Source organism: Methylobacterium sp. PvP105 (assembly GCF_017876975.1).
Taxonomy (GTDB): Bacteria; Pseudomonadota; Alphaproteobacteria; order Rhizobiales; family Beijerinckiaceae; genus Methylobacterium; species Methylobacterium radiotolerans.
In genome coordinates, this window is record NZ_JAGIPA010000001.1 from 5,949,231 (window position 1) to 5,957,500 (window position 8,270).

7 protein-coding genes (1 of these 7 only partly in view) are annotated in these 8,270 nt (G+C 73.3%); 2 read left to right on the top strand and 5 right to left on the bottom strand.

The features are described from left to right. Positions 1 to 282: 282 nt before the first annotated feature. Both J3A75_RS28970 and J3A75_RS28975 read left to right on the top strand, forming a co-directional pair. Positions 283 to 2,412: a TonB-dependent receptor gene (locus J3A75_RS28970; RefSeq protein WP_209650849.1), complete on the top strand. Its 2,130-nt coding sequence runs from the start codon at positions 283 to 285 to the stop codon at positions 2,410 to 2,412. A 148-nt stretch (positions 2,413 to 2,560) separates the two neighbouring features. Further along, complete coding sequence (locus J3A75_RS28975) at positions 2,561 to 3,316, top strand: hypothetical protein (protein WP_024828806.1); 756 nt, start codon at positions 2,561 to 2,563, stop codon at positions 3,314 to 3,316. A gap of 9 nt (positions 3,317 to 3,325) precedes the next feature. Here the strand turns inward: J3A75_RS28975 and metB are convergent, their stop codons facing one another. The 5 genes in view from metB to J3A75_RS29000 are tightly spaced (at most 56 nt apart) and all read right to left on the bottom strand, a layout consistent with a single transcriptional unit that may run on beyond the window. Further along, the gene (gene metB / locus J3A75_RS28980) at positions 3,326 to 4,486 is read right to left on the bottom strand and encodes a cystathionine gamma-synthase (RefSeq protein ID WP_071000741.1); all 1,161 of its coding nucleotides are present in this window, start codon (positions 4,484 to 4,486) and stop codon (positions 3,326 to 3,328) included. Positions 4,487 to 4,541: 55 nt separating this feature from the next. Beyond that, positions 4,542 to 5,144, bottom strand: coding sequence for a cytochrome b (locus tag J3A75_RS28985; RefSeq protein ID WP_029358620.1), 603 nt, complete (start codon positions 5,142 to 5,144; stop codon positions 4,542 to 4,544). Further along, on the bottom strand, positions 5,141 to 6,241 hold the full coding sequence (locus tag J3A75_RS28990) for a catalase family peroxidase (RefSeq protein ID WP_071000148.1): 1,101 nt from the start codon (positions 6,239 to 6,241) through the stop codon (positions 5,141 to 5,143). The genes J3A75_RS28985 and J3A75_RS28990 overlap by 4 nt, the downstream gene beginning before the upstream one ends. Positions 6,242 to 6,297: 56 nt before the next feature. After that, positions 6,298 to 7,245, bottom strand: coding sequence for a BLUF domain-containing protein (locus J3A75_RS28995; RefSeq protein ID WP_058607382.1), 948 nt, complete (start codon positions 7,243 to 7,245; stop codon positions 6,298 to 6,300). A 27-nt stretch (positions 7,246 to 7,272) separates the two neighbouring features. Next, positions 7,273 to 8,270, bottom strand: the 3' portion of a protein-coding gene (locus J3A75_RS29000; RefSeq protein WP_012321332.1) for a putative bifunctional diguanylate cyclase/phosphodiesterase. It continues 727 nt past the right edge of the window; only the last 998 of its 1,725 coding nucleotides appear in the window; the start codon falls outside the window, past its right edge; its stop codon occupies positions 7,273 to 7,275.

Genomic DNA, 8,270 nt, shown 5'->3' on the forward strand with positions numbered 1-8,270 from the left:
CGCCGGCTCGACCGTGCGACGATGGCCGAGGCACTGATAAAGATGTCGTTCGGCGTATGAGGTCAGTATAGAACGTGTTCAATATCGGTCCTCCAGATCCGTCCCGCGCGCGGCGGCTGTAATTGTAATTACTCCAAATGTATTTTTGACATCTGTAGAGATATTTGCTGCCTTGCTCCGTGATTCGGAGCCTCCGTCGCGACAATGCGGTCCCACGACTTCTCAATACCTGTTTCCGCGCGGACCCGGCGCCGACGGCGCGCGGCCCGGCCGGTTCTCCCGATGGCCGTCCTGCTGGGCTTCGTCGGTTCCGGGCCGCACGCCGCCCGCGCGGAGGAGGCGGGGGCCGGCCGGGATGTCCAGCTCGGCGAACTCTCGGTCGAGGGTGCGGCCGCGCCGCGCGGCCCGATGCCGGCCTATGCCGGCGGTCAGGTGGCGCGGGGCGGGCGCCTCGGCCTGCTGGGCGATACCGAGACGCAGAAGGCACCCTTCAGCATCGCCAGCTACACCGACACGCTCATCCGGGACCGGCAGGCGCGGACTTTGTCCGAGACCCTGGTCCTCGACCCGTCGGTGCGCGCCACCCAGACCACGGGGGCGCCGTTCGACTCCTTCTCCATCCGGGGCTTCCCGGCCAACGAGAACACCAGCGGCGAGGTCGCCTTCGACGGGCTCTACGGCATCGCCCCGAGCTTCCGCATCTTCACCGACTACGTGGAGCGCATCGAGGTCCTGAAGGGGCCGTCCGCCGCCCTGACGGGGGTGTCGCCGAACGGCGCGGTCGGCGGCGTGGTCAACATCGTCCCCAAGCGCGCCGGGGCGGACCTGACGCGCGTCACCCTGGATTACGGCTCGTCCGCCTGGGGCGGCAGCCAGGTCGACGTCGCCCGCCGCTGGGGTCCGGGCCGGGAATGGGGCGCCCGCGTCGTCGGCAGCCTGCACGGCGGCGCCACGCCCTTCGACCGCCAGACCGAGACGACCGGCGTCGGGGCCCTGGCCCTCGACTACCAAGGCGACCGGTTCCGCGCGTGGCTCTACCTGCTGGCGCAGACCGACCGCTTCGACGCGCCGCTGCGCCCGTTCCTCCTGCGGGCCGGCGTGCCCGTGCCGCGGGCGCCCGACGGCCGCCTGAACCTGACCCAGCCCTGGGAGTATTCGGACGTCGACGATCGCGGCGGCCTGCTGCGTACGGAGTACGACCTGACCGACCAGGTCACGCTGTTCGCGGATGTCGGCGGCGGGCAGACCGGGGTCGAGCGCTACTTCCAGTCGGCGCCGACGATCCTCAACGGCCGCGGCGACACGACCAGCACGCCGCAATTCTACGCGCTGGGCGTCGACCGGCTGACCTACGACGGCGGCGTCCGGGCCCGGTTCGAGACCGGCGTCATCCGTCACGCCCTGACGGTGCAGGGCTCCGTGTACGACGAGGCGACGGCACGGCGGTTCTCGCCTGGCCGGGGCGCCTACCTGTCGAACCTCTACGCGCCGGCCCTCGTCCCGTACATCGCGCCGATCTACGGCGTCGGCCGGCCCCGCCTGTCCGACAGCACCCTGTCGGGGATCGCGGTGGCCGACACGCTATCGGCCCTCGACGAGCGCGTCCTGCTGACCCTGGGCGTGCGCCGCCAGCGCGTTGAGGCGCACAATTACGTGTCGAATGTCGGCACGCTCGCCTCGTCCTACGACAGGAGCGCCACGACCCCGATGGTCGGCCTCGTGGTGCGGCCCTGGGACTCGGTCTCGCTCTACGGCAACTACATCGAGGGCCTGAGCCGCGGCGACGTGGCCCCGGCGGTGGCGACCAATTCCGGCACGATCCTGGCGCCCTACGTGGCCCGGCAGGTCGAGGCGGGCGTGAAGCTCGATCTCGGCCGGTTCGGCGCCACGCTCGGCGCGTTCCGGATCACGAAGCCCGCGGGCGAACTCGGGCCGCAGGGGCGCTTCGCGGCGACGGCCGAGCAGCGCGTCGGCGGGCTCGAGCTGAGCCTGTTCGGCGAGATCATCCCGCAGGTGCGGGTGGTCGGGGGCGTCACCCTGCTGGACGGACGCCTCGTCCGGACAGCGCTCGCCGTCAATCGCAGGCACCGGCCGATCGGCGTGCCGGAGGTCCAGGCGAGCCTGGGCGCCGAGTGGGACCTGCCCGGGTTACCCGGCCTGACGCTCAACGGCGCGGTCATCTATACGGGGCGGCAGTTCGTCGACCTCGCGAATACCCAGGCGCTGCCCGACTGGGCCCGCCTCGACCTCGGCCTGCGCTACACGACCCTGGTCGCAGAGCGCCGGACGACCTTCCGGGCCAGCGTCCTCAACGTGACCGACGCGCACTACTGGACCGGCGTCGCCTCGTTCGGCACCTTCTTCCAGGGCGCGCCGCGCACCTACCTGCTGTCGATGGCGGTGGACCTCTGAGCAGGGCCGGCCGCGCCGGACCTGCCGGACCGCGCGATGTTTCACGGGAAACATTTTCTTAACCCTGAGGGCCGCCCGCGCGGGACCGGACCGCTGTTGCAGCGGTGCCGTCGCGGCGCCGCGGCCGCCGGGTTACCACCGGTCCGGCATGACGACATCGAGCTGGCGCACCCTCCGAAACGTGCAGGCGCGGAAACGGCTGGAGAAGGCCCTGCCGGCGGTCTTCCCAGTGCCGGTCCTGCAGCACGCCCTCGCGCGACCCCTGATCCCGCCGACGCCGCGGCTCGCCGTCGAGAGCTACTGGCGCAACCACATCCTCCGGGCCGACCGGCTCGCCCGGGCGCTGGCGGCCCGCTCCGGGACACCGGAGGGCTGGAGCTGGCAGCTCGGCGGCGCGGGCCGGGCCGGGAGCTTCCGCCTGCCGCCGGCCCCTTTCCGCGACCCGGCCTTCGCCCGCGGCCGGGGCGCCTGCTGCATCTGCGGCCAGCCGGTCTACCGGTTCGGCTGGCACCGGGATCTCTGGGCGCGCGGCGCGCCCAACACCAATGCCGGCTGGCACGCGGCCTGTGTGGCGGCCTGGAAGTTCTGGATCGCGCCGCACGCCCAGGTCCGGGCGCTGAAGCTGCGCCAGCGCCACCGCTGCACCACCACCGGCAAGCGCCTGCTGAAGACGGCCGAGGTCGACCATCTGCTGCCGCTCTACCGGGTCTGGCGCGAGCACCGCGACGCGCCCTGGCCGGAGCTCCTCGGCTACTGGGGCGCGCCGAACCTGCAGGTGGTCAACCGCGCCGCCCATGTCGACAAGTGCCGCGACGAGGCGGCCGAGCGCTCCCGGACCGTGCAGCTCGCCCGTTTCCGGGTGGTCGAGGACGAGTCCGGGTTCAGCGTGGTCGAGGAGGAGTGACCGGCCGGGTCAGCCGTCCAGGGCCTGGAAGGCCCGCGACAGGTCGGCCAGCAGGTCGGCCTCCGCCTCCAGGCCGACCGACAGGCGCAGCAGCCCGTCGGTGATGCCCGCGATGGCGCGCGCCTCCGGGTCCATCGCCGCGTGCGTCATGGTCGGCGGATGGGCGATCAGGCTCTCGACGCCGCCGAGCGACTCGGCCAGCGTGAACACCCGCAGGGCCTCGACGAAGGTCTTCACCGCCGCGCGGCCGCCGGCCAGCTCGAAGCTCAGCATCGCCCCGAAGCCTGCCTGCTGCGCCTTGGCCAGGGCGTGCCCCGGATGCGTGGGCAGGCCGGGATAATGCACCCGGGCCACCGCCGGATGGGCGTCGAGGAAGGCCGCCAGGGCGGCGGCGTTGCGCTGCTGCTGCTCCACCCGCACGAACAGGGTGCGCAGGCCCCGGAGCGTCAGGTAGGCGTCGAGGGGCGAGCCGGTGACGCCGATCGTGTTCGCCCAGGCGGCGAGGTCCTCGCCCACCGCCTTGTCGGCGGCGATCACGGCCCCGCCGATCACGTCGGAATGGCCGTTCAGGAACTTGGTGGTGGAATGGACGACCAGATCCGCCCCGAGGGCGATCGGCTGCTGCAGGGCGGGCGACAGGAAGGTGTTGTCCACCACAGCCAGCGCGCCGGCCGCCTTCGCGTCTGCGGTGATGCGCCGGACATCGACCACGCGCATCAGCGGGTTGCTGGGCGTCTCGATCAGCACGACCTTCGGCCCCTGGGCCAGGGCCGCCGCCAGCGCGTCCGGATCGGTCTGGTCGACGAAGGCGACGCGGTAATGGCCCCGCTCCGCGCGGAAGCTGAGCAGGCGGTGCGTCCCGCCGTAGCAATCGTGCGGCGCGACCAGGAGATCGCCGGGCCGCAGGCTCGACAGGGCGAGGTCGAGGGCCGCCATGCCGCTCGCCACCAGGACGGCGCGGGCGCCGCCCTCGAGCTTGGCGATCGTGTCGGCGAGGGCGTCCCGGGTCGGGTTGCCCAGGCGCGAGTAATCGTAGGGGCCGGGCTGCTCGAAGGCCGGGAACTTGAAGGTCGTCGACAGGTGGATCGGCGCGATCACCGCGCCGAAGGCCGCGTCCTGGGCCACGCCGTTGGCCGCCGCGACGGTACGCGCCGCTAATCCCTCTGACATCGCCTCGTCCTCCACGCAGAGATCGCCCGCCCCGTCCGACCGGGGCGTGCGTTCTTTATGGAGAACGGATCAGACTTTCAAGAGAACGAGAGCGCCGTTTCGGGGGCGCGGCCGTCCCGGCCGGCCTCGACCGCCAGGGTGCCATGCTGGCGAAGACCCCGTCCCGGTGGATCAGCGCGTGCAGCAGCGCCGCCGCCAGATGCGCGAGGATCAGGGCGAACAGCCCGTAGGCCAGCGCGGTGTGGAGCCGGCGCAGGGCCGCGTACAGCATGGGGTCCGGCGGCAGGATCGGCGGCAGGACCACCGGGCCGGCGAGGATCACGGGATAGCGCGCCGCCGACAGCATCGCCCAGCCGATCAGCGGCATGGCCAGCATGAGGCCGTAGAGGAGGATGTGCGAGCCGTGGGCCGCGCGCCTCTGCCAGACCGGAAGATTCGCCGGCAGCGGCGGCGGCGCGTGGCGCCAGCGATTCGCCAGTCGGAGCCCGGCGAGCAGCAGGATCAGGATCCCGAGCGGCCGGTGCAGGGCCACGAGGGTGCTGTAATCGGCGAGCGAGGTCACCATGGCGGCGCCGATGAGCAGCATCGCCAGGATCAGCGCCGCCATGGTCCAGTGGAGCAGGCGCGCGGGCCGGTTGAAGCGGGCGGTCTCCGTCACAGGGCGGCTCCGTGGATGGCGGCCCCGGTCACGGCGCTCGGCGTCTTGGTCTCGCCGGCGCGGCGGGTGACGGATTGCGCGTAGGCCGCCGACCGGGCGCTCAGCAGCGGGTCGTCGCTCGGCGCGATGCCGTCCGGCAGCACCAGCGGATCGAAGTTGATGTCCCGGCAGGTGGAGGCGGCCTCCGGCGTCGCCGCCGTGAGGGTCAGGGTGCCGACATCCACCGTCGCGCGGTCGGCGGGCCAGGGCAGCGTCGCGTCGGCGGTGGGGTCGCCGGCCTGGCCGAGCGTGACGATCAGGTGCCAGTGCCGCGGGTTCTGCGCGAGCTGCGCGGCGAACGCGTCGAACAGGGCGTTCCGGTCGCCCGGCGCGGCGTCGACCGCCGGCACCGGGTCGGGGACGAGGGCCCAGCGCACCGGCCGGGTGCCGCCGTCCGCGGCGACGAACCGGAAGGCGTTCAGGCTCCAGTAGGTGCTGTCGGCGAAGCCCGCGGTCACGGTCCGGGCCTTGATCAGCGCGGCGGCCTTCGCGCTCTCCGGATGGTCCGCGAAGAAGGCCTTCAGGCGCTCCGGATCCGGCCTGCCGGTGGCGGGATCGGGCCTGGCCGCGAGGAGCTGCGCGTAGAAGGCCTCGGGCGTGCGCACCGGAAAGACCGGGATGTTGTTCATGCCGGTGCGCCACTCCTCGCCGTCCGGCAGCCGGAAGCGCAGGGCGAGGCTGCGCACGGTGGCGGCGGCGTCGGCCGCGTAGGGCTGTCCGCCGGCCAGCGCCACCCGCCCCTCGACCGGCGTCACGCGTCCCGCAGCGAACACGCCCGCCTTCGACAGGCGCGCGCCCGCGCCGCTGCCCGTGAAGCGGCCCGCGACGCACATCCCCTTGGCGTGATTGCGCCGGAAGCCGGGATGCGGCCCGTTCACCTGCTCGAAACGGTCGATGATCCGGGCCGGCGTGAGCAGGCCGGGCGAGAGCCAGCCGCCGGCATACGCGAAGGTGCCGGCGGTCCCGGCCAGCACCGCGCCGATGGCGGACAGGCGCAGGAGCAGCGCACGCCCGGTCATGCCGGGGGGCGCGCCCGTGAGGTCGTGCAGCAGCGTCATCGAGTCCCTCGGAGTCGGTCACGATGACGCCTCTTCGCCCGCCCGCCGCGGCGGTTTCAGGCGGCGCGGGTCCCGTGACGCGCCGGGGGCCGGTCGCCCGCCTCGACCGGTGCGGCGGCGCACACAGCGTCGGCCTCCTGCGCCAGGGCGCGGGCGAGCAGGCCGGCCCGCCCGGCCCACAGGTCCCTCTCGTCGCGCAGCGCCCCGAGGCGGTCCTCGGAGGCGGCCAGCGCGACGCGCAGGGTGTCGATCTCCGCCCGCAGGTCGGTCGTGCGCTGCCGCTCGCTCGCCAGCGCCGCCTTGAGCACGCTGAGGGCGGCCTCGGTCGCGCCGCGCGTCCCGGCCGGTCGGCGCGGGGCCGGCTCGACCGGCGGCGTCCGGTCCTGGGCGGCAGACGGCGGCGCGAGAGGCGGCGGCGCGGCGACCGGCGGCGCGGGTTCCGGGCGCAGCCGCGCGATCTCGGCGCGCACCTGCGCGACGTCGAGCCCGGACGCCGCGCGCGGCTCGGGGACGGTCTCCGGAGGGACGGTCTCCGGAGGGACGGGTGCGGCGGCGACGGTCTCGGCGGCCGGGACGCCCTCCTCCTCGAGAACGAGGCCGTGCAGCATGGCGAAGACCCGGTCGCCGTCGAGCCGCGCGAGGTCGAACCCGCTCTCGGTCGCGAGGCCGCTGAAACGGGCCTGACCGCTGCGCGACGCGCCCACGAACGCCATCGACCAGTTCGCGAAGCCGCGGCTCTCGGCCGGGCCGCACTGCAGGACCGTGACGTCGTCGTGCCGCAGGTCGCGCTGGATCCGCTCGAAGGTCGCCTCGACGCCCTGCCGCGGGCCCTCCAGCACCTGCGCGAAGGCGCCCGCGTTGAACATCAGGGCGCCGGTCACGTCCAGCGCGGCGTTGTTCCGCCGGGACGCGTCCAGGATCTGCCGGACCGCGGCCATCGCCTCCGGCTCCGGGCCCTGGAGCAGGTTCTTGCTGGCGTAGACGAGGCGGTAGAGGTCGCTCATGGCTTTGCGTCCGGAAGGGGCGGGGAGTCAGGCCTGCGGGAAGGCGGCGAAGACCTGGCGCAGGTCCTCGGCGGGAACGGGCTTGCTGATCAGGTAGCCCTGCACGTCGGTGCAGCCCTCGAACCGGATGCGCTGCATCTGTTCGGACGTCTCGACGCCCTCCGCGACGGTGGTCATGCCGAGGCTCCTCCCCAGCCCCGCGATGGCCCGGATGATCGCCTCGCCGTCGGGCTTGCTGGTCAGATCCTTCACGAAGGACCGGTCGATCTTGATCTTGTCGAAGGGGAACGAGCGCAGGTAGCTGAGCGACGAGTAGCCGGTGCCGAAATCGTCCATGGAAACGCGAACGCCGAGCTCCCGCAGCCGGTGCAGGGTCTGGAGCGTCCGGTCGTTCTCCTGCAGCAGCACGCCCTCGGTGATCTCGACCTCGAGCCGCCGCGCCGGCAGCCCCGAACCCGCCAGGGCCGAGATGATCGTCTCCACGAGGCGGTCGCTCTTGAACTGCGCGGGCGAGACGTTGACCGCCACCGACATGGGGTCCGGCCAGGTCACGGCGTCGCGGCAGGCCTGCCGGACGACCCACTCGCCGATCGGGACGATGAGGCCGATCTCCTCGGCCAGCGGGATGAAGTCGAGGGGCGAGACCAGGCCGCGGTCGGGATGGCGCCACCGGATCAGGGCCTCGCAGCCGATCAGCGTGCCGCTCGCGAGCTGCATCTGCGGCTGGTAGTGCAGCTGGAATTCCCGCCGGGCCAGCGCCTGGCGCATGTCGAGCTCGAGCTTCCGGCGCGCCTGCATGCGGGCATCCATCTCCGGCTCGAAGAACCGGTAGGTGCCGCGGCCGTCGAGCTTGGCCCGGTAGAGGGCGAGGTCGGCGTTCTTCAGGAGCCGGTCGGCGTCGGTCCCGTCCGCGGGGGCGAGCGCCACGCCGACGCTGGCGCCGATCGTCAGGAGATGGCCCTCCACCATGTAGGTCCGGCCGATCAGGTCGACGACGCGGCGGGCGAGCGCCTGCGTGCCGGCCG

Coding starts and splice junctions, on each gene's coding strand:
- J3A75_RS28970 (WP_209650849.1), top strand. CDS start 283: ATGGCCGTCCTGCTGGGCTTCGTCGGTTCCGGGCCGCACGCCGCCCGC.
- J3A75_RS28975 (WP_024828806.1), top strand. CDS start 2,561: ATGACGACATCGAGCTGGCGCACCCTCCGAAACGTGCAGGCGCGGAAA.
- metB (WP_071000741.1), bottom strand. CDS start 4,486: ATGTCAGAGGGATTAGCGGCGCGTACCGTCGCGGCGGCCAACGGCGTG.
- J3A75_RS28990 (WP_071000148.1), bottom strand. CDS start 6,241: ATGACGCTGCTGCACGACCTCACGGGCGCGCCCCCCGGCATGACCGGG.
- J3A75_RS28995 (WP_058607382.1), bottom strand. CDS start 7,245: ATGAGCGACCTCTACCGCCTCGTCTACGCCAGCAAGAACCTGCTCCAG.